The sequence below is a fragment of the Parabacteroides massiliensis genome (assembly GCF_900155425.1).
Lineage (GTDB): Bacteria > Bacteroidota > Bacteroidia > Bacteroidales > Tannerellaceae > Parabacteroides > Parabacteroides massiliensis.
Map to the genome: position 1 here is coordinate 1,441,841 of NZ_LT700189.1, position 25,666 is coordinate 1,467,506.

Consider the following 25,666-nt stretch of genomic DNA (forward strand, 5'->3'; position numbering starts at 1 on the left):
CTTTTTATTATATGCGAAACGGGACGACCGCGGACCGTCCTTACAAGAAATCCCCCTCTCTACTATCACGTTGGAGAGGGGGATATTTTATTATAGCCGTTTACACGGACTACTCAAATTATAAAATATTTTTTACATTTGTAGTCTTAAAACGGTTGCTTAATTGAGCACAAATAATCTTATAGTATGAAGAACATTAAAATCTATCCTAAAGAATGGTTGCTGCTACACCCCTATAAACAGTCAGATTCAACAGATCTCTATTATACAAATATCGCAAACCGTATTTACGATATGCTGGAAGAGACACACCTTGCCTATTCTTTTGAGAAGGATGAGGTCAAGCAGATCAGTATGCGCATGGCTGCTTATTTTGAGGATGTGATTTCCGGCCTGAATATCTGGCGCTCGTTCATCACGGAACACAAAGCCTTGTATGGTAAATTCCTGCCGTTTTACACACCGGACGACCATTATTATGATGACGAGGTCAACTACGAAGACATCCGGTTTTTACTCTGGCATTACACACAACAGTACCACGGCTTTCGCAAAGGGACATTCGTCAGTCCCGACAATGCGGCGAACGGCGACACAGCCAGCTTGATCTACCGGATGTTCTGCGACGAATGGACAACTGCACCGGAAAACGAACGCATGCAACAGCTCTTCGCCCCGGAAACCCGCTATGAGGATGTCAAAAAATACAATGAATTGCTCCACTGGTTCCATTACCAATGCTACCTGTTTACCGACTCACAACAAGAACTGACGGAAACAGTCAAGGAATATTGGAAACAGGCAGAAAATAAGGATGAACAGTTTATCATGGTCATCCACGACTCACTGGCACATATTTCCAAAAGTGCATTCCTGGCCTACACCTCCCCCAAATGGCTCTCGTTGATCCTTCCGGCAGACCATCCGGATCACAGCCTGTTCGTTGAAGAAGGTGAAAAGTCACAGGCATTCAAAGAACCGATATCCGAAGAGAGCGAGAAAAAGCTGGCCGAGCATTTCGAAAAATTCACGGCTGCAGCAGAAGGCAAAGCACTCCTTTATTTCCAAAACAAACAGGAATTCCTGGATTTCCTGACGAAGATCGGTATCGAGACGGAAGGAGTGACAGGCGACACCGTCCCCCGGAAATTTGCCGTTTATGCCACTCCAACAGAAGGTTTGCAAGTCCTGACTACCGGTGTCGAGTATATCAAAGATGAAAATAATCCTTTCTACGACCAGGCAAAAGCCAAAGACCAAGCTTTGTCTTTCTTCATGATCCGGCAATGCAGCCCATATCTGCTGAGAATATTGGAAGAAAAAGGCATGTTAGCCGATGCACAGGCGAAAAGCCTGGTCGGCGAGGAACGCAGCAAAGCGATCGTTCACGAGAACTGGGAGTTTTTGATGCGGTATTTCCTCCGAGAATATTGATATTGTTACTTTTGGCTTGATCCAAAAGTAACCAAAAAATCAAGGCTTAACCGTCCGGTCTACTCCGGGCAAAGGCTGCGCTGTCGCCGGCGAAACTCGCTTCGCTCAAACAGCGCAGGCTCCGGACGCTCCGCCTTTACCCTCCGCTTGACGACCGTCCGCTTAGGCCTTTCCTAAAAAGCTACGCTTTCTCTTGGGATTGCCGATACCGCCTGCCATATAAGTGTCGGTATCGGCAATTCACAAAGAGTCGTCAGGCTCTATATCCGGCCTAAGCTGGCGAGCGTTAAGCGCAGAGACCGCAGTGAGCGCCCGGAGTGTCTGTTGTTTGAGCGAAGCGAGTTTCAGACACGACAGCGAACGAAGGGAATGAAGTAGCGAGTCAGCTTAAGCCTTGAACTTTTGGTTACTTTTCTTTCAAGAGAAAAGTAACAATATCAGTATTGATCCGCCGGATACCGAATCCCCAACTGCCTGCGTACCTCATCGATGATTTCCAACGTGATCAGGGAGTGCTCGTGGCTGTTGATCACGGATTGCCGCTTACCCGACAGAACCAGGTCGATAAACTCCGCCACTTCATAATAATATTCATCATTATCTGTCACCGCACTTATATCCTGCGGTTCGGCAGAGGGGCCTTTACCGGAAGTGGCGACCAGGCGGGGAGTATATTTAACCTCTCTGATTATATTGATCCGGTCGAGCGTTATGTTTCCCTCTTCCCCCTGTATCTCCGTGGGCAGGGATGAATTGGCTATCTTGGAATAGAGAACGGTCGCATTCATTCCCTCGTATTCGAAATTGACGGCTCCCTGTCCGTCTGCACCGGACGAAAGGACAATACCGGAAGCATCGATCTTTTTCGGACGTCCGAACAAAACGACCATCGGATAAACGGTATAAATCCCAATATCCATCATTGCCCCGTTCGACAGCTCCGGCTTGAACGCATTCAACACGATCCCTTCCTTAAACTTATCGTAACGGGAAGAATACTGGCAATAGCAGGAGAAATAACGCCGTATCGTCCCCAAGCGTCCTAAGTTTTGCTGCACAGACCGGAAATTCGGGGTAAGAGTCGGTTTCATCGCCTCCATCAGCGTAACGTCATATTCTGCCGAGGCAGCAATCATCTCCCTCACTTCCCGTGCGTTCGAAGCAAAAGGTTTCTCACAAAGCACATGCTTTCCCTGCTTCATGCACAAGATACTCTGCTCTGCATGAAGGAAATTAGGCGATGCGATATACACGGCATCGATCAACGGGCTTTTTGCCATCTCTTCCAGAGAGGTAAAAGTATAAGGTATCTGATGTTTGGCGGCAAAGGCATCCGCCGTCTCCTGCTTGCGGGAATAAACAGCAACCAGTTCAAAACGGTCATCCTGTCGTGCCCCGGCAATCACCCAGTCGGTTATGAAATTGGTTCCGACCACTCCAAAACGTACTTTTCCGGTATGTTTTTCCATATATTCCATTTCTTGTCAGCGTAATATTAATGTATCTCCCTCTATCGAAAGTTCAGGGACCTTGTCCGTAATACTCAAAGTCAGGCAATAGGGAACGGCATCTTCAAGATGGTTTGCTTTCAAGCGTCCCATATGGTCCGTCGTGTCCAGATAGGCAAGCAAGTCCGCCTTGTTGCCCGTCCACATATCACGGGCAATCACGGCTGCATCACTGCCTGCCTCATACAAACCGGTATTCAGTAACGCATCCGTCAAAGCTCCTCCAAAAAGCGTATCTTCTATATTCACCTTATCCTGCCAGCCGGAACAGAGCACGACCACATCCCGCTTATGACGGACACAGTAACCGGCCACCGCCTGCAGATTGATGAAAGCGCCCGTTATCACCCGGAAAGCGGACTTGGCAATCGTGATCGCACGCGTACCGTTGGTCGTGGTGAACACAACATCTTTCCCGGAAACCTTTTCCGGCGTATAGTCGAATGGGGAATTCCCAAAATCGGCAAACTCACATCGCTTCACATTCCGTTCCGCTCCAACCAGCCAGCCTTTGGCCTTATATTCCTCGGCTTTTTCGACGGTAGCGACCGGGCGGATACTGCGAACCCCATTACTAAAAGCGGCAGCCATTGTCGTCGTTGCACGGAACACATCCACGACCACCACGATTGCTTCCGGATTATGATAGACCGGATATAATGCCGGAGAAAAACAAACATCTATATTCATATCAAACGATTATTATCACTACAAAAATACGGGAGATTTTAAACATTTCCCACATCAGCTTGTTCTTTTAGTACATTTTTGAATAAACGTTTTAAACTAAGTCGTATGAAAAGAATTGTATCTATGATGGTGATCCTCACCCTTCTGTTGGGTGGCATGACACATGTGCAGGCTCAAACAAGTAAAGCCGCAGAAAAAGCTGAAAAAAAGCAGGAAAGAAAAGAGAAAAGAGAAGAAAGGTTAGCTAAGGACGCTATTATGGGCGAAGAAGCATTCAACAATGCCATGCAGGCTATCACAAACCAGTCGTTCGTACTCGAAGCCAACTCCGTACAACCGTTGAGCGGACGTGTTTACTATGTAAACTCAAACACGAACTTCGTTTCGTTGAATGACGGACAGGCCATGGTCCAGATCGCATCCAACTCACCTTATCCCGGCCCGAACGGATTAGGCGGTATCACCGTACAAGGTTCGGCATCCAATATACAGGTTAAACAGGAAAATAACGGGAACGTATATCTGTCCATGAGCGTACAAGGCATCTTTATCTCTGCAACCGTAAACCTGGTATTATACAGTGGAAGCAACAATGCAATGGTTACTGTAGACCCGAACTTCTCCGGAAACGACCTGACGATGAACGGAACATTACTTCCTTATTCCGAATCTAACGTTTTCCAGGGAACCACTTACTAATTCATATATATTAAACAACAAGAAAGGGCGGCCCGATGATCGAGCCGCCCTCACTTTTTTATGACAGTTTGGGATTACTTTATCGAACCGGGACATATTGTACGAATGCTTCCATCGCTTCATAAGAAGCAAGGCCTAACTGATGATACAGTTCGGCAGTAGCACGGTTACGGTCTTCGGCACGCTGCCAGAACAAACGTTCGTCATCGCCAAGGAACGGTGCACTTTCTGCCTGCGACTGGTGTTTCAGGATCGCATTTCTCTTATGGCGCAATTCTTCGGGAGAGATAGGAACAGCCATTTCCACATGGTCCATTTCCCATTCGGCCCAAGCTCCGCGGTACATCCAGATACGGCAGTTCTTCAACCATTCTTCATCCTTCAGTTCGTCGATTGCCGCCAGAACGGCATTCAGACATACACGGTGAGTTCCATGCGGGTCGGCAAGGTCACCGGCAACAAACATCTCATCGGGTTTCACTTCCGTCAACAACTGCTTCACGATGGCAATATCCGCTTCACCCAGGTCGTTCTTCTTCACCAAACCTGTTTCGTAGAAAGGCAGGTCGAGGAAGTGAATATGATCGTCACTCTTGATTCCGCTGTAACGGGCACCTGCACGGGCCTCTTCCCGCCGGATCGTACCTTTCATAAAGAGTACATCGCGCTTTTCAGCTTCACCTTCCACCTTTTCATAACGGAGGAAATGTATGATTTCTTCAGCTTTCTTCTTAACCGTTTCGTCTTCCGTATATTTGGCACAAACGTCACGCAGATATTCGCAGTAACGGATTACTTCTTCATCGCCCACAGCGATATTGCCGGAAGTTTCGTAAGCGACATGCACATCGTGATGCTGTTCGCACAAACGATGGAATGTACCGCCCATCGAGATGACATCGTCATCCGGATGCGGACTGAAGATAATGACTTTCTTCGGATACGGAGTTGCACGTTCGGGACGGTTTGAGTCGTCGGCATTCGGCTTGCCGCCCGGCCATCCGGTAATCGTGTGCTGGATATCGTTGAATACTCTAATATTCACATTATAGGCCGAACCATACAGAGCAAGCAGTTCACCCAGCCCGTTTTCGCCATAATCCTTGTTTGTCAGTTTCAAGATCGGTTTACCAGTCAACTGGCACAACCAGACGATTGCGCGACGGATCAGTTTGTTATCCCATTCGCAATTGGTAACCAGCCAAGGATGGCTGATACGTGTCAGATCATATGCGGCCGACAAATCGACAACGACTTTCGCATTCGTATGATTCTGCAGGTAAGAAGAAGGGACGGCATCGCTCACTTTGCCTTCCACTGTTTTTGCAATAATCTTCGCTTTATCTTCACCCCATGCCATCAAGATCACATTACGTGCTTTCATCATGGTAGCGATACCCATCGTGATAACTCCCGCCGGCACATTGTCCAGTGACGGGAATGTACGAGAAGCTTCTTTACGGGCTGCCCCTTCCAGCAAGACCAGACGGGTGCGTGAACTCAGAGTCGCACCTACGCCATTGAACATAATATTGCTCGCATGTCCCACACCTAACAGGATGTAATCCAAACCGCCAGCCTTCTGGATGTTTTCTTCGTACATCCGGCAGAAATCGATGATGGCATCTTTCGGCATACATCCATCGGGAGCATAAATATTCTCAGGGGCAATATCGATATGGTCCAGCAAAGCCTCTTTCAGCTGTGCCACGTTGCCGGCGGAAGGAGAAACAAGTGGGAAGAATTCATATTCGACAAAGAGAACCACGTTACGGAAACTCAATTGTTCTTCCTTATGCATACGGACCAATTCCTTATATACGCTCAACGGAGAACGGCCTCCGGGAATAGCCATCACAAAGTTTTCACCGATTTTCTGTTTCTTGCGAATCTGATCCGCTATCTCCTTAGCGATAGCAAACGAACCTTCATCGGCCGATTCGTAGATGTTTGTCGGAATCTTTTCCAGACGGGTTAAAACTGAATGCTCAAAAGCATTCTCCGGACGATAATACCGCTGCGGTATTCGTGTCAGGGTAATCTGCGAACTAAGGTCTGTTTTCATGTTTACTTCTTGATTTAGTAATTATCATAACTTGAATCACAAATATAACAATTAATAAACGATTTCAGACGTTACAGACCATTTAAAAAAATCAATGATTGTCGTTTCGTAGGGGCAGGACTCTGCTCTGCCCATTGGTATCCAATAGGAGGATGTTGATTGCATGGGCGGAGTAGAACCCCGCCCCTACAGATCGCCTATATACCGATAAATAATGATTTACGGTTCAAATATTCTTAAAACAGCGTATTGGCATCCGGTACCAGATGTCCCATCGACCAAACGGCACGGACAGTCAAGCTACGGTCCATGATGATGATGTCAGCATCTTTTCCGCGCTGCAACGTACCCGTACGGTCGGATACCCCCATCAAGCGTGCCGGAGTTTCGGAAGCCATGCGAACGGCATCTGCCAATGGGATATTGGCTTTCTGAACCATCGTACGAACCAGTACGTCCATCGTAGCGATACTTCCTGCGAGCGAAGAATGGTCGGCCAACTTGCAAACGCCGTCTTCAATGATAATACGTGAACCTTCGGTCGGTTTCACATCGCTCGCGGCATAAGACAACGCATCGGTTACCAGACACGTACGTTCCACACCTTTCAGCTTATACACTAAACGAAGGATCGTGGAAGGCAAATGTTTACCATCGGCTATCACTTCCACTGTCATACCATCCATCAGGTAAACACTTTCCACCGTTCCTTCGTATTTATATTCACGACGTTTGTGGAAACCGGGCATTGCATTGTAGAACTGTGCCGCATGAGTAAATCCTGCAGCATAAGCCTCTTTGATGTCTCCGAACTCGGCTTCCGTATGCGTAATGGCCGCCAAGATTCCTTTCGATCTGAGATAACGAGCGAAATCATGCGCACCCGGCAATTCAGGACTGGCATCCCAACGCTTGATGCAGTTCGTGCTTTCCAATATAGAGACATACTCTTCCTTATCCGGATTTTTCACATCATAAAGGTTACCGGCCATCTTGGCATTCAGATACGGTCCTTCCACATGCAGTCCCAATACGGGACCGTCCTTTTCCGCCATCAGTTTTTCACAAATGGAGGCAGCGTTACAGATCGACTCTTTAGGAGAAGATGACAACGTGGGGAAAAGAGTGGTCGCACCATGTTTCATGTGGGCGGCAATCGCACTCCGGAAAGCCTCTTCCGTACATTCCCTGAAATCATGGCCACCACCACCGTGAACGTTCATGGCTACGAAACCGGGAATAATATACATACCCTTTGCATCTACCACTTTAGCGCCGATAACAGCCAAATCGCTGTTTGTCACTTCTAAAATTTTCCCATCGCTAATCAAGACAGAGCCATCCTTCAACCATCCCTGCGGAGTGAGGATCTGGCCATTTATTATTTGTGTCAGCATAAATCAAAACAGTTTATTCGTTCCTTCCACTAATTTACCCATCGCCCAAACAGCACGGACATTCAAGTCTTTATCCAAGATCAGGATATCCGCATCCTTGCCTCGTTGCAAAGAACCTTTACGATCGTAAACTCCCATGATACGAGCCGGAGTTTCGGAGGCCATGCGAACGGCATCTTCCAACGGGATCTCCGCTTTCTGAACCATCGTACGGATCAGGCGGTCCATCGTCGCAATGCTACCGGCAAGAGCTGAACGGTCAGCCAACTTGCAAACACCGTCTTCGATGATTACACGCGGGTCAAACGCCGTCTGGCTGTCACTTGCGGCACACGCCAACGCGTCAGTGATCAGACAAGTGCGTTCCACGCCTTTGATCTTATAAACCAGACGGAGGATCGTCGGAGGCACATGGATACCGTCAGCCACCACCTCGACCGTCATATCGTCGATCAGGTAAATACTTTCAACCGTACCTTCGTACTTATATTCACGACGTTTATGGAAACCGGGCATCGCGTTGTAGAAGTGAGTCGCATGTGTATATCCGACTTCATAGGCTGTCTGGATATCTTCATATTCTGCCTGTGTATGACCTACAGATGCCAATACGCCTTTCGATGTGATGTATTTGCCGAACTGCATGGCACCCGGTAATTCAGGAGCGGCATCCCAACGTTTGATACAATGTGTTTCTTCCAACAGGGGAATGTATTCTTCAGGATCCGGATTCTTGATATTTTCCGGCAACTGGCCTCCGGCCATCTTCATATTGAAGTAATGCCCTTCCAGATGAAGCCCTAAGACAGGACTGTCTTTTTCCGCCATCAGCTTTTCAGTCGTTGCCGCCGCTGCCCGGATCATCGGGATGGTAGAAGAAGATAACGTGGGAAAAATACTGGTCGTACCATGTTGCATATGTGCGGCTACTGCTGCCCTGAAGGCGTCTTCGGTACCTTCCATAAAGTCACGGCCTCCACCGCCATGAACATGGATTTCAACTCCGCCCGGCACGATATACATGCCTTTAGCGTCTACCAAAGTGGCTCCTACCACTGCCAGATCGCAGTTAGTCACTTCCAAAATCTTGTTATCGCTTATCAGAACAGAGCCGTTTTTCAACCAACCCTGTGGGGTAAGGATCTTGCCATTTATAATCTGAGTTAACATAGCGCAAGAATTAAGTTTGTGTTTTTTTAGTTTTTGAAGAGGCAAAGGTAGGAAGAAAATCCAAAGAGGGTTAAAATTCAAGCGTTAATATTTACTCAATACTTCGGTAAATTTTCACCGCGATTTTAAAAATAAAACATAGAACCGGCTAAATTATTTTTTCGTCATAATCCGAGAAGTGCCATTACCTTTACGTATAGTGGTTTAATTATAAGACTATAACGGGTGAACCCAAAGGATAAAAGTGCCTTCACCTATTCCAGTTGCCTCCACCGGCAAATGAGCCGGGGCACGAAAAGCATCATTCACTCTTGCACCTCAAAGCAAAATACAGGATATACAGAAAAGCCAACAACGGAATCACAAACCCGACCGCCATGTTATCGGCTCCGATATATCCCATCAGCATGGGGGCAAAAGCTCCGCCTGCCACTCCCATAACAATATAGGAAGAGGCTTTCTTCGTATAAGGTCCCATACCTTCCAAGCCAAGTGCAAAGATTGTCGGGAACATGATGGACATAAAGAAAAAAGAAAGATAGAGCGCATACAAAGAGATCGTGCCGACAGAAATGACAACCAACGCCATGCAGACCACATCCGCCAGAGCAAACCATGTCAGAAGACGGGATGGAGACATCCATTTCATCGTAAAACTGCCGGACAAGCGACCGATCATAAACAAAGCCATTCCTCCGAAAGCCAAGATACGCGAGGCCTCGATATTCGTCATGGAAGCATCGGCTTCCGTCACATAATTAATAAAGAAACTGAAAATTCCCGTCTGGGCGGCACAATAGCAAAACTGTGCAATGATAGCCCTGACAAACTGCGGGTGCCTCCACATAGAAACGGTATCGGGCACAGATACATTTCCTCCTTCATCTCGGTCTGCTTCTTCCTCCATTTGCACTTCCGGCAGTTTAGTAAAAAAGAAAAGCACGGCTACCAGCAAAACAACCGAACCAACCAATATATAAGGCTTCGTCAATGTAAACGGATCATCTTCCGCCCCTCCGAAAATCAACATTCCTCCTACCAACGGCCCCAATATCCAACCTAACCCGTTAAACGATTGGGATAAGTTCAGGCGTTGTGCCCCCGATTCTTCCGGTCCCAAAATAGTGGAATAAGGGTTAGCCGCCGTTTCCAGGATGCAAAGTCCACTGGCAATAACAAAAAGGGCGACCAGGAACGGGAATGCCGAATGCAAATAGGCTGCCGGAATAAAGGCAAACGCACCAACGGCAAACAGGCATAACCCTAAAATAATTCCTTTCTTATATCCGAACCTCTTCATGAACAATCCGGCAGGAAGAGCCATCAGAAAATAAGCGATATAAGTAGAGAACTGCACAAGGCCGCTCTCCGCCTTCGTCATCGTAAAAACACCTTGAAAATGTTTATTCAACACGTCCAGCAAACCATGTGCGAACCCCCACAACAGGAACAGGCTGGTGATCAATATAAACGGGATAAGATAAGATTTCCCGTCAGGAGCGGAAAACAACGTTTTCTGATTCTTCTTTTTCATACTTGCTATTTGTTACGAGCCTGTAAAGATACTCTTTTTTTCAGATAATAACCTCCTCCCATATAAGAGACCGTATAAGTCGAATCCGGTGAACTGCGATAAGCGGAAATCTCACCGAACACATACAAGGCTGAATCCAGATCCAACCGGAGTATTTCCGGATACAAACTTTTCGGTATTGAATCGGTAGGTGCTAACCCTTGCTTTTCCATCTGGCGGAAAAGCAAGGAGTCTGTCTTTGCTTCAAAAATAACGTGTTGTTTTTTATCGCATAAATAGAATGTATCCATCCGCATCATGCTGTTCACGCCACCTTCGTCATAGCTCCCGACAGTCTGAAGCATTTCATATCCCGTAACATCTAAAGGCGAATAATCGGTAAGAGTTACATATTCATAATAATTATCCTGACTTTCCGATATCGGATAGTTACCCCGCTTTTCCTGCGAGATCCGTTCTATATCTCTCGCCGTTATGCCTGGTATATACGTAACAGAGGACAACAAAACGACTGCAAGCACAACTGCATACAAATAATGAGCTGTCCGTCGGAAAAAGAACAACAGGACAGTCCCCGTCAGGATAGCACCGACCACCACCAGATACACCCGTGCTTCCGTATATCCGTACTGATTAATCCGGTAGAAAGTCCCTACCCAATACATAGCCAACGCCGGAAGTACAATCCAACTGGAATAGCGATAAAACCATTCATAATATCTTCTCTCCAAGAACGGTTGGCAACTTTTCAGAATGAATGTAGCCGAAATAAAGCTGACGACAATATAAGCAACCGCTCCTTTGGGCAAGGACCACAAAACGGTCACTTTGACAAAATAAAGATACAAAATAACCGCATATATCAGCAAGGCCGGTGAAAGCACGTAATTCAGCAATACATTGAACAATTTGTTCACACCCGCCTCCTTCTCTTCCTCCCGGTTAAACAAAAGGAACAACAACGGTAATATTCCTGCAAAGGCAATACTGGACGAATAAGCCATAAACCGCCGTTCTCCATATTGCCATATCTCAAAAATATACTGGACAGAAAAATAGATGGAGACAGAAAGCAGCCAAGCAATCCCAGCCAGCAATCCGGCAGAAAGTATTGCCCGAAGATAACAAAGCCCTTTCCTGACAAACCTATTGTTATCCCGTCTCCAGTCACATACCAGATACAACAGTTGCACCACAACAAGCGTCACACAATAGAAAACAGACCAAAAATCTTTATCCTTCCAGAAAAACGGAATAAAAAACAATACAGACAGATAATAGGCAAACCGCCAACGTGTTCCTCCCGTCATCGAATTCAAGGTACAGGTAATCAGAAATAAGACCGGGAAATAATAAACGACAACAGCCAGGCTTGCACAAGAAATCTCGTACAATGCACAACCGAAACAACAAAATAAAACAGACAAAAACACCTCTGCCGGATTGTACCGCACCGCCACTTGCAGACGTTTCAGAAGAGCCTCTATTTTCTTTTTCATACCTTTGAAAATTATGATTTGGCCATAAAGATAAGCGTTATTACATTTCTGTCACTATTTACATGCCAAAATAGTCCATTTTCTGCCAAATTATCTTACAGTTTCCCTCTCTTAGCTATGCTGTTTCATCTATCAAAAAAGAGATTAGAGTAAGCCTTTTCTACTAAAACCATCGTTTTCGAGAGGAATTTCAACTTCGTTTATCATCCTTTATCCATATTAACGCACACCGGGCCGTTCTGGCATATCTTTTGAAGTAGGTATGGTGCTTTCGGATTAGAAAAGACGAGAGCGAAAAAGAACAATAAATGTTTAACTAAATAATTGGAGGACTGTATTATGACACCGATGAGAAGAAGTCAAAATTGGTTACCGTATGTATTCAATGATTTATTTGACAACGACTGGATGATTAAAGCAAACTCTACAGCTCCAGCCATCAATGTGATTGAATCGGAAAAGGACTATCGAGTAGAAGTTGCTGCTCCGGGCATGACAAAAGACGATTTCAACATCCGTATTGACGAGAACGACAATCTGGTCGTATCGATGGAGAAAAAAGATGAAAAGAACGAAGACAAAAAAGAAGGACGCTATCTGAGACGCGAATTCTCTTATAGCAAATTCCAGCAGACAATGGTTCTTCCTGAAAATGCTGAGAAAGATAAAATCGAAGCAAAAGTCGAACACGGAGTGTTGAACATCATCATCCCGAAAATGAGCGAGGAAGCAGCCAAGAAAGCTGAAAAGATTATTGAGATCAAATAATCTGTTTGTCCTTTATAAACTAAAGGCTATAATGGTTTGTTTTATTGGGAAAATAATAACCGGTTAAAGCAAACCATTATTTTTTTTATCTCTATCTTTGCCTATATAAAATTTGTATTATAAATCTAATTGATAGAAAGGAAACAGAATTATGATTTTAAGCAAGAAATTATCTGAAGCATTTAACGCACAGGTAAATGCAGAAATGTGGTCATCCAACTTGTACTTGTCCATGTCCGTTCATTTCCAGAAATTAGGATTAAACGGTTTTGCCCACTGGATGAAAAAACAAGCTGAAGAAGAAATGGAACACGCCCACAAAATGATCGACTACACAATCGATCGTGGCGGCGACATCACAATCGGCCAGATCAATGTCGTTCCTACCGCTTGGGGAAGCGTTACAGAATTATTCGAACACGTTTACAAACACGAATGCTACGTCTCCGAATTGATTGACAAAATGGTCGATATCGCAGAAGAAGAAAAAGATCATGCATCAAGAGACTTCCTCTTCGGGTTCGTCCGTGAACAGGTTGAAGAAGAATCTACTGCCAAAGAAATCGTAGAACAATTAAAGAACTACGGTGAATGTCATGTCGGCATCCTTGACCACAAATTGGGCAAAAGATAAAAACAACTGACAATTGATAATGGACAATTGACAATTAGTTCTGACGCATTTTTATTAATTGTCAATTGTCTATTACATTAAGTATCGCTTTTCCCCACAACTCTCCCAAGACTGAAGTTCCTTTTTTGTTAGGATGCAAATAGAAAGTTCCGGCATATCCCTCTTCGGGAAAGTATTCGTCTTTATAATGCGCCTTGAAATAATCGAAACCATTCGTATCTCCCATAAAGACCTGTCCGGGAAAGCGTTTGGAATAATCGAGAACCAATGCTTGCAATTCAGGATAATAACTTTGCAGGCGATTCAACCCCTCTTCCAAATATTTGGCTCCGTTGTATGTATTCGGGCTGTACCATACTGGCCGGTGCAATACGATCTTACAGTTCGGATAGAGCACCAACAACTTATCGATAATCGTTTTCATATTCTCATGATACGTGGCGGGAGAGACCGGAGCACCGTTCGGCCCGGTTATGGCACTGTCGTTCGTTCCAAGCATAATGGAAAAGATCAAAGTCGCCCAGGTTTCATCTTTAAACTCATCGGCAACCCGGACTACCTTCGGGAAAAGAGACTCCGTCTGGGGAAGGAAATCAGTCGTCGTACTTCCGCTTACCCCTTGGTTGGAATAGCGGACAGTTCCGACAGCCGGTTGCTTGCGCAAATATAAAGCTGCTTTCACAGGAGGTGCGTCATGTTGCGGATTTTCCAACAAAGCCCCTTGCGTTATGCTGTTCCCGATAAATACGATATTCAGATTCTTCTTTTCTTCTCCTGCCATATAACAACAGATTGTCATACAGAACAACAGGCCTATAACTTTTCGGATATTTTTCATAATTCATTTTTTTCTTACCTTCTGCAAAGGTAGGAAAAAATTCATTTACTTCCGGATGTTCGCCCCCCAATTTATAACAACTAAGATTGGGTCGATTATTCGTGATAAAGAGGTAACGTAAAACTAAAAGTAGAACCCCTCCCGACTTTAGACGTTGCAGAAATCGTCCCACCCATTTTCGTAACCAAACCTTTACAGATGGCTAATCCCAAACCGATGCCTTGTTTATAGCCTTTTAACTGGACAAAACGGCCAAAAATATTTTCCAGCTCCGATTCCGGTATTCCGCTACCGGTATCTGTCACATAAAAACGGACAAAACGATCCCGGATTCCACAACCAAAACGGATACTACCCTTTTCGGTATATTTGGCTGCATTAGTCAATAAATTAATAAGCACCTGCATCATCCGGTTCTTATCCATATTCAGGACTATTTCGGGACAAGGATCCAATACCAGCGTGACATGTTCGGGTACACGAAACTGCATGGTTTTATATATACCGTGCATCACCGATGGCAGATGATTATCTACATTATTGAAAGTCAGCATATCCGATTCAATTTTGGATATATCCAGGATATCATTAATCAGATTAAGCAATAATTCATTATTCGCTTTAATCAGGCTCATGTATGATTCCCGAAGCTCGGGATCCTCTTCCAGGCTCAGAAGATCGGAAAAGCCTACGATCGCATTCAACGGAGTCCGGATTTCATGCGTCACATTGGCAAGGAAAGTCGATTTGAGCAGATCGGCATTCTCTGCTTTCTCTTTTGCCTTTATAAGCGACTCTTCATACTCCACATACTTCTGATTATCGATCACACAACCAACAATCAAATTCGTTTTACCGTCTTTATCTTTTTCGAATGCTTTGCCTATAACCTCATAACTCCGGTACTTCCCATCATCATCTTTTAAGCGAAAATTAACCGAATGTTCTCTCAAGTCCTTATCCCGGATCTCATTAAATAAAAGAAAGAAATCCTGCCGGTCCTCAGGATGGCGCAAGACAGATAGAGAACGACAGATATAACGATTACGTTCCAGAAGATGATTATTCACACCGTAGAATTGAAAACAATGATTACAATGTTCTTTATCACACGTACGGAACAATCTGAAATTGAAAGAGTAAGTCGCTATATGGCTATTATGCAAAGCAAGTTCCATCATGCTGCGGCTTTCGGACAACTGATGAGATAAGTTCCGATTTTCATTCTCTTTCTCTACGAGATCCGAAACATTACGGATATAAGCGACCACATATTTATGATGAATCGGTACCAGCCTCAATTTAAAATAGACAACCGACGCATTATGTCCGGGAATAGAAAATTCGACATTAACGGTCTCCGAAGTATCCAAACTTTCCTGCACAACCGAAGTTACCTTCCTTTTAACAGGGTCTGGATAAATAAAACCCGGCAGCTCATCGATCCGGCAGTTCAAAGCCGCCGGCGTAATACATGTCTCGGAAGCATAGGTAATAATACGTTCGACAACCAATGCGCTGTTTATCAAAAGAATCGTATCGGGGACAGATTGAACAACCTTATCCGAAATATCTTTCAGTTCCCGCATTTTTTTATCATACCGGATCATACACTGGTCCGACAAATCACTATCAGTCAGCAACAATGTATAACCAATGATATTTCCTTTCTTATCAAATCCCGGGACAATCGTATATCCTATCGGAAGGCTATCAACCAAGACACTTCCGTTCTTTAAATGGTTCTTTTGCAAATCAGACAAGTAATCGGTATCAAACAAGTTATTCAGTATAAAATCATGCTGATCCTTCACCCCAAATTTTTCACACAAAGCCCGATTCATCTCCAGCAGAGCCCCCGATTCGTCATACAAGGCACCGCCAGCCGGATAGTAAGAAAAAAAGTCCGTTAAAAGTATTCGTTTCACTGATTCTTCATTCATGATATCTTTTGACTTATAGGGATTTTATGCAAAGTAAATCAAAGTTTGGGATAAAGAGTACATATTGTGATAAAATAACATTCCGGGATATGTCCTGAATTTATCTGTTCCCGTACAACAATTGAAAATACGGAAGGAACAAAGGGATGGATTACTTTGTTATGATAGTAATAAAACAAAAACTGAATAATAATATGAAAGCATTAATTGGTAAAAAAGCGCCGGAGTTCCATGCCCCTGCCGTAATCAACGGAAACCAGATTGTCGAAGATTTCTCTTTGGAACAATACTTAGGTAAAAAACATGTCGTAATGTTCTTCTACCCGATGGACTTTACATTTGTCTGCCCGACAGAACTGCATGCTTTCCAGGAGAAGTTGAGCGAATTTGAAAAACGTGACGTAGCCATAGTAGGTTGCTCCGTCGATTCCGTATATTCACACTTCGCCTGGCTGAACCAAGATAAGAACAAAGGGGGAATTCACGGTGTCAAATATCCCATTGTTGCAGACTTTTCAAAAACAATTGCCGAAAACTACGGTGTATTGGCAGCCGATTATCTGACTAACGAAGAGGGCGAAGTTGTTGCAACCGGGACTCCTGTAGCTTATCGTGCCCTGTTCCTGATTGATAAAGAGGGGAAAATCCGCCATTATGTAATCAACGACTTGCCATTGGGACGCAATGTTGACGAGGCGATCCGCATGGTAGACGCATTACAACACTTCGAAGAGTTCGGCGAAGTATGTCCGGCAAACTGGTCAAAAGGCAAAGACGCCATGAAAGCGACCAACGAAGGTGTTTCCGGCTATTTGAGCAGGCATTAATCCTCCATTCATAAGAAAACAGTAGATAGTCGGGCGTTCATCGGGCATATTCTGTTTTGGTATGCTTAATATCCGGTCTTTTTCTCTTATTTTACAAAACATACTGCTATATATTTAACGATACTGCCCGGCTAATCTACAAAAAGTCTTATATTTGCGAATAAGAATTACACACATAATAACGCATACTAATATGAAAATAAAGATTTCACTATTGCTTCTTGCCGTTCTCTGCAACTTCTCCGTATTTGCCCAGAGTGACTTCGATAAGTATTTCGAAAAGAAAAGCCTCCGGGTGGATTTTGCCTTGAGTGGCAACCTAAAATCACAATCGGCTGCTATCCAACAACTACGGGAAGAACCGGTATGGGGAGGTCCGGTCAAAAACCTGATCGATAAGTCGGGCTACGGCGGCTACTATATAAATGTATATGACAAGGCTACGAATAAGCTTATTTATTCACGCGGCTTCAATACGTTGTTCGAAGAATGGCGTTCGACGGAACAAGCCAAGACAGAAACACAGTCCTGGACAAACAGTGCTTCCGTTCCTTTCCCGAAAACACCTGTCTATATCGAGATCACGGCACGAGACAAGGCAGACATGCAATTCCACCCGTTGCTGAAACAGGAGGTCGACCCCAAAAGTATCTTCATCGACCGGGGCAAGCTGAAAGACAATAAAGTGCATCAGATACAGAACAACGGAGATTCGTCGGAAAAGGTGGATCTTGTTTTCATTGCAGAAGGATACACGGCAGACGAACAAGAAAAATTCGTAGCTGATGCAAAACGGTTTACAGAAGCCTTGTTCGCAACTCCTCCCTATACGACACGTCGCAACGACTTCAACGTATGGGCTGTCTGCCTGGTATCGGAAGAATCGGGTACGGACGTTTCGGGCAAAGGGATCTTCAAGAACACAGCTCTCAATTCCGGTTATTATACATTCGGCGTGGACCGCTATCTGACAACACCGGATATGAAATCGATACGCGATGCCGTCTGGAACGTACCTTGTGATGCAATTTTCCTACTGATAAACACAGATATGTATGGCGGTGGCGGTATGTATAACTTCTATGCTTGCGGGACAGCCGACAACCCGCGGACACCGGTCGTCTTTACGCACGAGTTCGGACATAGTTTCGCCGGCCTGGCAGACGAATATTTCTCTTCTGAAGTCGCTTACCAGGATTTCTATAACCTGAAGTACGAACCATGGGAACCGAATATCACGACTCTGATCGACTTCGACAGCAAATGGAAAGACTTGTTGCCCACGGGCACTCCTGTTCCTACCCCGCTCGATGCCGGACATAAGGACAAAGCCGGAGTGTTCGAAGGAGGCGGCTACTTGTCCAAAGGCATTTATCGCCCGATGGATCATTGCATGATGCGCGATTACGCCCCGTTCTGCCCGGCCTGCTCACGGGCCATTCTTCAGATGATCGATTTTCTGACGGATAAGGAATAATACATGAAAACATTTAAGAAAATCGAGTTCAACTCTTGTAAACACAACAAAGAAGAGACAAAAGACATTCAAGAAAAACATTACGGTGGATATGCGTACATCCATAATATTTCCTCCGATAACACTTACAGTTATTTTTTGCCTCTTCCAACGACATGGCTTCTGATGGAATATGATTAATCAAATTTGATTTGCAATATCATCATCTATGGGGAAAATCCATTTGACAGAAAAAATATTAGCATTTCTCCTTACAAATTACAGCTATGCTTCCGGAATAGGTTTAATGCACGGCAAAATGGGAGGAGTGCTATTCTTTTTCCTGTATGCACGTTATACAAGAAACGACATTTACGAAGAGTATGCCGAGATGTTGATGGAAGACATCTACAATAACATAAATGAAGAAATTCCCATTGACTTCGAAACAGGCTTATGCGGTATCGGATGGGGAATCGAATATCTGCTTCAAAACAAATTGGTAAATGGGAACTCCGACGAAATACTCATGAATATCGACCGGAAAATAATGGAAAGAGCTCCTTTAAGAATCTATGATTACAGCATGGAGAACGGATTGGGAGGCATTTTGCTTTATGTAAACGCAAGAATCAAATCCTATAAAAGAGAAATGCCTTTCGATCTCCGGTATTTGACAGAGCTAAAAACAAAAATAGATACGCTAATCACAACAGACCGCTTATTCCACCAAAACATAAACGATTTCAAAAAGATGATGGCTGGCCAGATTGATTACAATACACCGGCCACCCTTCCGGATTTTCTATTTGGCATAATACCGGAACAAATAGACAAGGTTTCGAACTATCCTTTAGGTATTCATAACGGGCTGACCGGATTCATTTTAAAAAACATGGCAAGATGAAACACGTCTACATATTCAACTCTTCGGCCCGAGGTGCCTATTATGGGATCGGGACATACATAAAGCAATTAGTCGATGTCTTAAGACGAACAGCGTATAATGTCACCGTTGTCAACATTATTTATCAAGATATCGAATTTGATATCTGCCTAAAGGATTCGATCAGATATATTTCAATACCGGCCCCTATCATCCCTAAAAAGAGGTTGAACAATGAAGGATTTGAAAAAAGCATTCCTTTCATTCTATATCCATACGTAGCCCCAAACGAACAGAATATTTTTCATCTGAATTACATGGGAGATAAATATCTCGCCCAATATCTCCGCTCATTATTCACCGGCTGTTCCATAATCTTAACGGTCCATTATACGGATTGGAGTTTATCTTTATCCGGTAACCGTTCCCTGCTACGACAGATTCTAAGAAAAGAAGGCAAAGAACTTGATCTCCGATCTCAAACAATCTTAAGCAATCTGGCACAAGAAAAAGAGTTATTGGCCATCTGCGACAAAGTTGTTGCAATATCCCAGCATTCTTATCGGGACCTGATCCAAATTCATAAAGTCGACAAAAGAAAAATAACACTCATAAATAACGCTTTAAAAAGATCCCGTATTACAAGCGATGAGAAAAGGGAGAAGACCAGAAAAAAACTGTTGATAGCACCCAATGAAATCATACTCCTTTTTGTCGGGAGGTTAGACATTGTCAAAGGCCTCGATCTCCTAATCAATACGGTCAAACATTTAATAAAAAGATATCCCGACTTACGTCTTATTGTCGCCGGAGAGGGAGATTTCAGTAAATACTTATCTGCATCATCCCCCCTTTGGACCCAAATCACATTCACGGGTTTTCTTTCTCCAAAGAGCCTGCAAGAATTATACACGATTGCCGATATCGGCATCATACCGTCGTTACATGAAGAGTTCGGTTATGTGGCAATCGAGATGATGAACCATAAGATTCCAATCATAGCCAATAATACTACCGGCCTTTCCGAGCTCATCGATGACGGCATCAATGGATTCAAAGTTCATATTCATTCCCGTCAAACCACATGCAAGGAATTAGTAGACAAAATCATTTATTTAATAGAAAATCCGGACATTAGAAAAAACATCGGAGAAAAGGCCCGGAATAAATTAAACAGCCACTACAATATAAGATTTTTCGAAAAACAAATGCTTGCATTGTACAACTCTTTATAAGACAGATTACTTCAAACGGACCGCTTCACCATTTTTGCTGATGTCGATCAAATCTGAAGTATCGATCTTGATTTTTCCACGAATAAGTTCGGGGATATTGAATGAGAAGAGAGAACGATCATAATAGTCCGTCTCTTCCTGAGGCAACAGGAAGGGTTTCCCAGGTACTCCATTCGCATCCAGATAACAAATGTAAGGCCGCGTATACAGGCCGTCATCCCGCCGGCTGCTGAAAACGAACCACCGGCTGTTGCTGCTCCAGGAATGATAGCTTTCCACATCGTCGCTGTTCACCTGAAGAAGGAAATCCGTCTTACGCGCCAGCATATCCAACAATCGCAAATCTGCATCTTTGTGCCAGATCGAGAAGTTGCCATAGTCCGAAACCGTGTACATCAGGAAACGGCCATCGGGCGATACCCGCGGGAATTTCGCGCTTCGTCCTTCTTTCTCCGCGTTGTAAAGCGTATCTATCGTCTGGCCGAAACTACGTTTTTCAGGATCGAAAGCTATGCTTTGAAGGTTGTAGCGGATTTCCCGGTACGATTCAGGCATCAGCTTCGCCTGGGCGGAACAGAAATACAACCGCCTGCCGTCCGGTGAAAAGGCTGGATAAGTTTCCATATTCTCTTCCGAAGACAAGTGGGGAGCCGTTATGATTTCGTGCTTCTCTACATCATAGACCACTACATCCGACCGGTTGTCGAACACCTCCACCCGGTTCGCATCCGAAAGGTGGAAATCCTGTTTCGTATCGTTTGTCGAGAATGCGACATACCGTCCGGACGGGTGCCAGGCGGGATAGACCAAAGCGGAAACTGTCTGTCCCGTCTCCGTATCCAGTTTCTCTATATGGCCGTCCGTCAGCAGGTAGGTCCCGGCGTGTAGCGCACGTTGATGGAAAAGCATCCGGTCCGGATTCTGCATGCAGAAGGAATGGCAGTTCATGCAATTATTGTTCGTCAACTTATTGTCGAGAAATGTCTCTTCCGTAAAATCTTCCAAACAACGCTGGTAGATCCCCATCCTGTTCCACATACGGTAGCCCGGCGCGATACGGCGATAAACCAAATAGGGATCGATTTTATCTTTGGCTACCCGGATGGAAAAAGGAGGATATCGAAACCACCTGCCGTCTTTACGGATATAGATTCCGACCGTAAGGGTTCCTCCTGCCGATGCGTCCAACAGCCGGCGCCACTTCTTCTTCGGGATTTGGAAAGAACCGTTGTCCGAATCCACACGCACCTGCAAACCCTTGCCGGTGAAAAGGGCTGTCGCTTCGCAAGGAACCTTCAACTTAAAGTTCAGCGGGGCGATATTGCAGGGGACCGCGACCTCTTTATAATCAGGAAAGATTTCTATTTCTTCATCCGCATCCTCCGCTCCGGACAACACTTCGTTGCATGATAAGAAGGACACCATACAAGACCACAACAGGTAATATAAATACTTCATAGACTATCCTTTCACTTTTTTACAATAATAATAAAACCAGAAAGTATCTCCATATTGCCGGTAAAGCCAGGAAAGCCCGTCACTGCTATTCTTGATCTTCAATATATCTTTTTGGAACTGTTTATACCGCCCTGCTATTTCTGGCCGGACGGAAACCTTGTCAAGGACAGAATGGTTCTCTACCGCCAATACCAATGCCGCCTCCTGAAAATGGACAGGGAGTGGCAGTCCTGACAAAAACGTGCCGGAACGCGACAGGAATGTCTTGAACTTCTCCATTTCCTTCGCCAACAGATAAGAACAACCTAAATATTCCCATGCTATCCGGTTTACGCCGGGTTCCGAAAGATGTCCCGTCCAAAGGCTGTCGATGTCGATCAGGCAAAGCAAGTTGTCCGGCTGAAAGGCCGGCATCGTCTTCGAGGCAAGCTCTTCATCCTGTCCGATCCTTTCGGGATGACGAACATAGCCGGCATACTTTTCCGCCCAACGACGGTAGCCAGGCAACCGGCCGAGCAGGCCTACGTATTTATCTGCCAAAGCATAGTCTCTCCGTATCAGGCTGATCTTAACCAGGCGTTGAAGCATACGGGGGCTTCCTCCCCTCTTGGCAAGCGTAAGCCCTTCCATCGCATATCCTTCCGAAAGGCTGATATCTCCGATCATATAATGGATATCGCTTAACAGGCAGCTCATATAATATGTACGGTCCCAGGAGGCCAAAAGACTCTGCGGTCCTTTCTGGTCGTAATGGAACAACCGGTCGCCCAATACGCCTTTCTGGGCCAAAGCCATATTCAGATAGTTAAGGCCGGCATAATCCGACACCCCTTCCTTGGGGTGTTCACGGATAATCGTGTCCCAATCGTTTCTTTGCCCTAAAACGGATAACTCGTTCATCCGGTTGTTCCGTACCTCATACGGCCCGGGCAAGCAAAATGCGGAAAAACAAAACAGAACGACAAACAAGCCGCCTGCAACAAGTACTTTTACCGGACGTTTTCCCCAGGGAAAAATTTTCATTACAAAAGCCGTTGCGAATAGAATCAAAAGCAAGACAACAAAACGAATCCAGATATAATACATATAAGAGTCCGGCTGCAACTGGGACTCCTGATATCTTTCCGAGTAAATCCCGTCTGTCAACGGTATGCCGGTGGCCAAACGAATGCCGATATAAGTCAAAAGCAGCCCTGTCAAACATACAGCAAGCGAAGCATACCATTTTTTCCTCCGGCACAAAAGACTCATGAAAACCACGACCAAGCCGTAAAGCGCCGCCAACTGCCCGGCCAAACCATAGAGGAGGACAACACTCGCCACGCCATAAAGCGACCGCACCGCCGTTCGCCGGATACAGATAAAAACATAAGTAAACAGCAGGAGCAGGAAAAGCCCGACCGTTCCGTCCAACACATAAAAAGGGCTCGTATGAGCCTTCAACAATCCTAAAACCGGAAACAAGGAAAGCAATAGATTATATCCGCGTGGGGCGATTTCCTGCAAAAGCAGATAACACAAGAAGCCCGCCATGCACAGGAAAGTACTGTTAACACACAAGACAAACAGGGAGGAGGCATAATATTGAACCAAGGCCTGTCCGCACACCGTACAAAAACCACCGGGAACAGACAACATATCCCGGACAACCGACCATTCGGGTATAAACAGCTGCACCTCTTCCTGCCGCTGGAACGTGGAAGTGCCAAACGACCAAAAAAAAGCCCAGAGTCCTGCAAACACGAACAGCCAGAATACAAGCTTCCTTCCTTTCATAATTCTATTGCTTTTATTAATGAGAAATGAAACAAAAGAAGAGAGGAATTCACCTTACGGTGGCTATTCCTCTCTCCCCGGTCTAAAGAGTGAATTTATACTTCATCGTTTTTTCTTCTACTTTCCGCCATAACCCGGGTTCTGTTCCAACAGGTTATTTGCTCCGATCAGACTGTAGTGGATCGGGAAACGATTGAAATTCGGATTATTCGTTGCCTTATGGTCCCACCAGTCTTCCGTCACATAAGCATCCCAACGGACCAAATCCGTACGGCGGCGTCCTTCGGCCAAGAATTCCAATTGCCATTCGTCCAGCATACGGTATTTATCCAGATTTGCTGCTGTTACAGGATCGGGATCGACTCCGCCTTCGAAGTAACGTTTGCGGACCGTATTGATCAGGTCGGCTGCTCCCTGCTTGTCACCGGCACGCATCTTGCATTCGGCCAGCATGTAATAGATTTCGGCCAAACGAATCACCGGACAGTCTGGATCTCCTTTACGCTTGAATTCTTCCTGAGTAGGACGCGGACTGCGTTTTGTCACACGCACACAGGAATTTTCTTCTGCGGTTGCAATCGTCGATGGCAAGGAGGCCAAATCCGGGTATTGCGGGTCTTTCCCTACTTTTGAAAAATAAGCCACCTGGTCAACAACCGTGATCACTTCTCCGGCATACTCGCGCGTACCGGTACATACCCATTCAGGATTCAATGGGTTAACCAGCTTTCCGACGATAAACATACCGCGATATTTGCCATTGCCCTCGTATACATACGGCTGCTTACGGATATCCTTGTCGTTAAATTTGGCATACGCTCCGCCCAATTTATACGGATAACGCTTGCCGGTCGGGTCCAAACTCGGAATCAGACCGATACCGTTATTGGAACCGGAACCTTCCAAACCGCCTAAATAATTCTTATAGTTGTAAGGAACCTGCCATGTCCAATACATGGCATCCGTCTCGGTCTTTGCGTTCTGGCTCGGTACGGACCAGATAATCTCCGGACAACGTTCGTTGTCGAACCCGAAAATATTCGTCCAATCCGGATCCAATGCATACTGACCGTATTTGCCGTCGATGATATCCTGGCAAATCTGAGCCGCTTCCGTAAACATCTCCTTGCCGATGTAAGATTTTGCATTGAAATACAAACGAGCCTGTAAAGCAGCACCGGCTGCACGATTGATCGCACCCGTTTCCATTCCTCCCAATGTTTCCTTGATCGGAAGGTTAGGAATGGAAATCTTCAGCAAAGAGTCGATGAAGTTGAATGTTTCAACATCCGTCGCACGTCCTTTCACCTCGCTCTGCGTTGTCGTATACAGAGGCACTCCTCCGAAGAAATCCAAACCATCAATATAGAATGACGCTGCCAATGCACGCTGCTGGTTCAACATGGATTCACGTGTACCTTCCGGAAATCCCAACGCATCGAAATCCACCTTTTCCAAATCTTCCAATGCATCCCAAGCCAAAGCGACACCCATCGCAAAGTTGGTCCAGCCTGTTTCCACACGGGTCATGTCTTCCGTATATTCATGATGATGGAACTTCTGATAGTTTGCCCCGTCATACCAGTCGCTACCGCGTGTCGGCAAGCAATACTCGTCGGTTCCCAATTCCTGCAACGCCCACCGGGGTTCATCATGGGCTATGTACCAACGCCAGTGAGTAAACGGGCGATTGAAACGCTGCCATACAGCATCTTGTGAACTATAAAATGTCTCCGGGACCACCTGCGAATAAAAATCAGGTTCAACACTACAAGATGTTGCGCACAGCAGGCAGATCACTCCGGATAAAAACAATCGGAATATATTTTTCTTTTTCATCTTAGAATCT

The 25,666-nt window shown here is 45.2% G+C and carries 20 protein-coding genes; 8 read left to right on the forward strand and 12 right to left on the reverse strand.

Annotation, left to right across the window (positions count from 1 at the left end):
- The first annotated feature begins 186 nt into the window (after positions 1-186).
- The gene (locus tag BQ9893_RS06130) at positions 187-1,434 is read left to right on the forward strand and encodes a DUF3843 family protein (RefSeq protein WP_075965193.1); all 1,248 of its coding nucleotides are present in this window, start codon (positions 187-189) and stop codon (positions 1,432-1,434) included.
- Between the two features lie 437 nt (positions 1,435-1,871).
- On the opposite strand, the gene BQ9893_RS06135 is transcribed toward BQ9893_RS06130, so the two are convergent.
- The gene (locus tag BQ9893_RS06135) at positions 1,872-2,912 is read right to left on the reverse strand and encodes a Gfo/Idh/MocA family protein (RefSeq protein ID WP_075965194.1); all 1,041 of its coding nucleotides are present in this window, start codon (positions 2,910-2,912) and stop codon (positions 1,872-1,874) included.
- Positions 2,913-2,918: 6 nt separating this feature from the next.
- Complete coding sequence (locus tag BQ9893_RS06140) at positions 2,919-3,632, reverse strand: 2-phosphosulfolactate phosphatase (protein WP_075965195.1); 714 nt, start codon at positions 3,630-3,632, stop codon at positions 2,919-2,921.
- A gap of 105 nt (positions 3,633-3,737) precedes the next feature.
- On the opposite strand from BQ9893_RS06140, the gene BQ9893_RS06145 reads away from it, so the two are divergent.
- Entirely contained in the window at positions 3,738-4,331 is a 594-nt protein-coding gene (locus BQ9893_RS06145; protein ID WP_075965196.1) for a DUF4251 domain-containing protein, read from the forward strand.
- A 79-nt stretch (positions 4,332-4,410) separates the two neighbouring features.
- On the opposite strand, the gene BQ9893_RS06150 is transcribed toward BQ9893_RS06145, so the two are convergent.
- The 5 genes from BQ9893_RS06150 to BQ9893_RS06170 form a co-directional block, all read right to left on the reverse strand.
- The gene (locus BQ9893_RS06150) at positions 4,411-6,396 is read right to left on the reverse strand and encodes a glucosamine-6-phosphate deaminase (protein ID WP_075965197.1); all 1,986 of its coding nucleotides are present in this window, start codon (positions 6,394-6,396) and stop codon (positions 4,411-4,413) included.
- A gap of 236 nt (positions 6,397-6,632) precedes the next feature.
- A complete protein-coding gene (gene nagA, locus BQ9893_RS06155) occupies positions 6,633-7,793 on the reverse strand; it encodes an N-acetylglucosamine-6-phosphate deacetylase (protein ID WP_075965198.1) in 1,161 nt (386 codons plus the stop codon).
- Between the two features lie 3 nt (positions 7,794-7,796).
- The gene (gene nagA, locus BQ9893_RS06160; protein ID WP_075965199.1) at positions 7,797-8,963 is read right to left on the reverse strand and encodes an N-acetylglucosamine-6-phosphate deacetylase; all 1,167 of its coding nucleotides are present in this window, start codon (positions 8,961-8,963) and stop codon (positions 7,797-7,799) included.
- Positions 8,964-9,264: 301 nt separating this feature from the next.
- A complete protein-coding gene (locus BQ9893_RS06165) occupies positions 9,265-10,497 on the reverse strand; it encodes a sugar MFS transporter (RefSeq protein ID WP_075965200.1) in 1,233 nt (410 codons plus the stop codon).
- A gap of 5 nt (positions 10,498-10,502) precedes the next feature.
- The gene (locus BQ9893_RS06170; protein ID WP_075965201.1) at positions 10,503-11,996 is read right to left on the reverse strand and encodes a DUF4153 domain-containing protein; all 1,494 of its coding nucleotides are present in this window, start codon (positions 11,994-11,996) and stop codon (positions 10,503-10,505) included.
- A 339-nt stretch (positions 11,997-12,335) separates the two neighbouring features.
- Between BQ9893_RS06170 and BQ9893_RS06175 the strand changes: the two genes are divergently transcribed.
- Both BQ9893_RS06175 and BQ9893_RS06180 read left to right on the forward strand, forming a co-directional pair.
- Entirely contained in the window at positions 12,336-12,764 is a 429-nt protein-coding gene (locus BQ9893_RS06175; protein ID WP_075965202.1) for an Hsp20/alpha crystallin family protein, read from the forward strand.
- Positions 12,765-12,915: 151 nt separating this feature from the next.
- On the forward strand, positions 12,916-13,398 hold the full coding sequence (locus BQ9893_RS06180) for a ferritin (RefSeq protein WP_075965203.1): 483 nt from the start codon (positions 12,916-12,918) through the stop codon (positions 13,396-13,398).
- Positions 13,399-13,459: 61 nt separating this feature from the next.
- On the opposite strand, the gene BQ9893_RS06185 is transcribed toward BQ9893_RS06180, so the two are convergent.
- Complete coding sequence (locus BQ9893_RS06185) at positions 13,460-14,236, reverse strand: SGNH/GDSL hydrolase family protein (protein WP_075965204.1); 777 nt, start codon at positions 14,234-14,236, stop codon at positions 13,460-13,462.
- Between the two features lie 95 nt (positions 14,237-14,331).
- Positions 14,332-16,179 (reverse strand): PAS domain-containing sensor histidine kinase, encoded by a 1,848-nt coding sequence (locus tag BQ9893_RS06190; RefSeq protein ID WP_075965205.1) that lies wholly within the window; start codon positions 16,177-16,179, stop codon positions 14,332-14,334.
- Between the two features lie 194 nt (positions 16,180-16,373).
- Here BQ9893_RS06190 and BQ9893_RS06195 point away from each other — a divergent pair, with 194 nt between their 5' ends.
- From BQ9893_RS06195 to BQ9893_RS06210, 4 genes are all read left to right on the forward strand, one after another.
- Complete coding sequence (locus tag BQ9893_RS06195; RefSeq protein ID WP_075965439.1) at positions 16,374-17,006, forward strand: peroxiredoxin; 633 nt, start codon at positions 16,374-16,376, stop codon at positions 17,004-17,006.
- Between the two features lie 193 nt (positions 17,007-17,199).
- Entirely contained in the window at positions 17,200-18,483 is a 1,284-nt protein-coding gene (locus BQ9893_RS06200; protein WP_075965206.1) for a M64 family metallopeptidase, read from the forward strand.
- 286 nt (positions 18,484-18,769) lie between these two features.
- A complete protein-coding gene (locus tag BQ9893_RS06205; protein ID WP_394333232.1) occupies positions 18,770-19,369 on the forward strand; it encodes a glycoside hydrolase family protein in 600 nt (199 codons plus the stop codon).
- Complete coding sequence (locus tag BQ9893_RS06210; protein WP_075965208.1) at positions 19,366-20,583, forward strand: TIGR04157 family glycosyltransferase; 1,218 nt, start codon at positions 19,366-19,368, stop codon at positions 20,581-20,583. Before BQ9893_RS06205 ends, BQ9893_RS06210 begins: the two co-directional genes overlap by 4 nt.
- Positions 20,584-20,589: 6 nt before the next feature.
- Here BQ9893_RS06210 and BQ9893_RS06215 read toward each other — a convergent pair whose 3' ends face one another.
- The 3 genes from BQ9893_RS06215 to BQ9893_RS06225 form a co-directional block, all read right to left on the reverse strand.
- Complete coding sequence (locus BQ9893_RS06215) at positions 20,590-22,041, reverse strand: TolB family protein (RefSeq protein WP_075965209.1); 1,452 nt, start codon at positions 22,039-22,041, stop codon at positions 20,590-20,592.
- A gap of 3 nt (positions 22,042-22,044) precedes the next feature.
- Positions 22,045-23,817, reverse strand: coding sequence for a DUF6057 family protein (locus BQ9893_RS06220; protein ID WP_075965210.1), 1,773 nt, complete (start codon positions 23,815-23,817; stop codon positions 22,045-22,047).
- Positions 23,818-23,934: 117 nt separating this feature from the next.
- The gene (locus BQ9893_RS06225; protein WP_075965211.1) at positions 23,935-25,656 is read right to left on the reverse strand and encodes a RagB/SusD family nutrient uptake outer membrane protein; all 1,722 of its coding nucleotides are present in this window, start codon (positions 25,654-25,656) and stop codon (positions 23,935-23,937) included.
- Positions 25,657-25,666: the final 10 nt, after the last annotated feature.

Coding starts and splice junctions, on each gene's coding strand:
- BQ9893_RS06150 (WP_075965197.1), bottom strand. CDS start 6,396: ATGAAAACAGACCTTAGTTCGCAGATTACCCTGACACGAATACCGCAG.
- BQ9893_RS06165 (WP_075965200.1), bottom strand. CDS start 10,497: ATGAAAAAGAAGAATCAGAAAACGTTGTTTTCCGCTCCTGACGGGAAA.
- BQ9893_RS06135 (WP_075965194.1), bottom strand. CDS start 2,912: ATGGAATATATGGAAAAACATACCGGAAAAGTACGTTTTGGAGTGGTC.
- BQ9893_RS06210 (WP_075965208.1), top strand. CDS start 19,366: ATGAAACACGTCTACATATTCAACTCTTCGGCCCGAGGTGCCTATTAT.
- nagA (WP_075965199.1), bottom strand. CDS start 8,963: ATGTTAACTCAGATTATAAATGGCAAGATCCTTACCCCACAGGGTTGG.
- BQ9893_RS06145 (WP_075965196.1), top strand. CDS start 3,738: ATGAAAAGAATTGTATCTATGATGGTGATCCTCACCCTTCTGTTGGGT.
- BQ9893_RS06130 (WP_075965193.1), top strand. CDS start 187: ATGAAGAACATTAAAATCTATCCTAAAGAATGGTTGCTGCTACACCCC.
- BQ9893_RS06175 (WP_075965202.1), top strand. CDS start 12,336: ATGACACCGATGAGAAGAAGTCAAAATTGGTTACCGTATGTATTCAAT.
- BQ9893_RS06185 (WP_075965204.1), bottom strand. CDS start 14,236: ATGAAAAATATCCGAAAAGTTATAGGCCTGTTGTTCTGTATGACAATC.
- BQ9893_RS06220 (WP_075965210.1), bottom strand. CDS start 23,817: ATGAAAGGAAGGAAGCTTGTATTCTGGCTGTTCGTGTTTGCAGGACTC.
- BQ9893_RS06225 (WP_075965211.1), bottom strand. CDS start 25,656: ATGAAAAAGAAAAATATATTCCGATTGTTTTTATCCGGAGTGATCTGC.
- BQ9893_RS06200 (WP_075965206.1), top strand. CDS start 17,200: ATGAAAATAAAGATTTCACTATTGCTTCTTGCCGTTCTCTGCAACTTC.
- BQ9893_RS06180 (WP_075965203.1), top strand. CDS start 12,916: ATGATTTTAAGCAAGAAATTATCTGAAGCATTTAACGCACAGGTAAAT.
- BQ9893_RS06205 (WP_394333232.1), top strand. CDS start 18,770: ATGCACGGCAAAATGGGAGGAGTGCTATTCTTTTTCCTGTATGCACGT.
- BQ9893_RS06190 (WP_075965205.1), bottom strand. CDS start 16,179: ATGAATGAAGAATCAGTGAAACGAATACTTTTAACGGACTTTTTTTCT.
- BQ9893_RS06195 (WP_075965439.1), top strand. CDS start 16,374: ATGAAAGCATTAATTGGTAAAAAAGCGCCGGAGTTCCATGCCCCTGCC.
- BQ9893_RS06170 (WP_075965201.1), bottom strand. CDS start 11,996: ATGAAAAAGAAAATAGAGGCTCTTCTGAAACGTCTGCAAGTGGCGGTG.
- BQ9893_RS06215 (WP_075965209.1), bottom strand. CDS start 22,041: ATGAAGTATTTATATTACCTGTTGTGGTCTTGTATGGTGTCCTTCTTA.
- BQ9893_RS06140 (WP_075965195.1), bottom strand. CDS start 3,632: ATGAATATAGATGTTTGTTTTTCTCCGGCATTATATCCGGTCTATCAT.
- nagA (WP_075965198.1), bottom strand. CDS start 7,793: ATGCTGACACAAATAATAAATGGCCAGATCCTCACTCCGCAGGGATGG.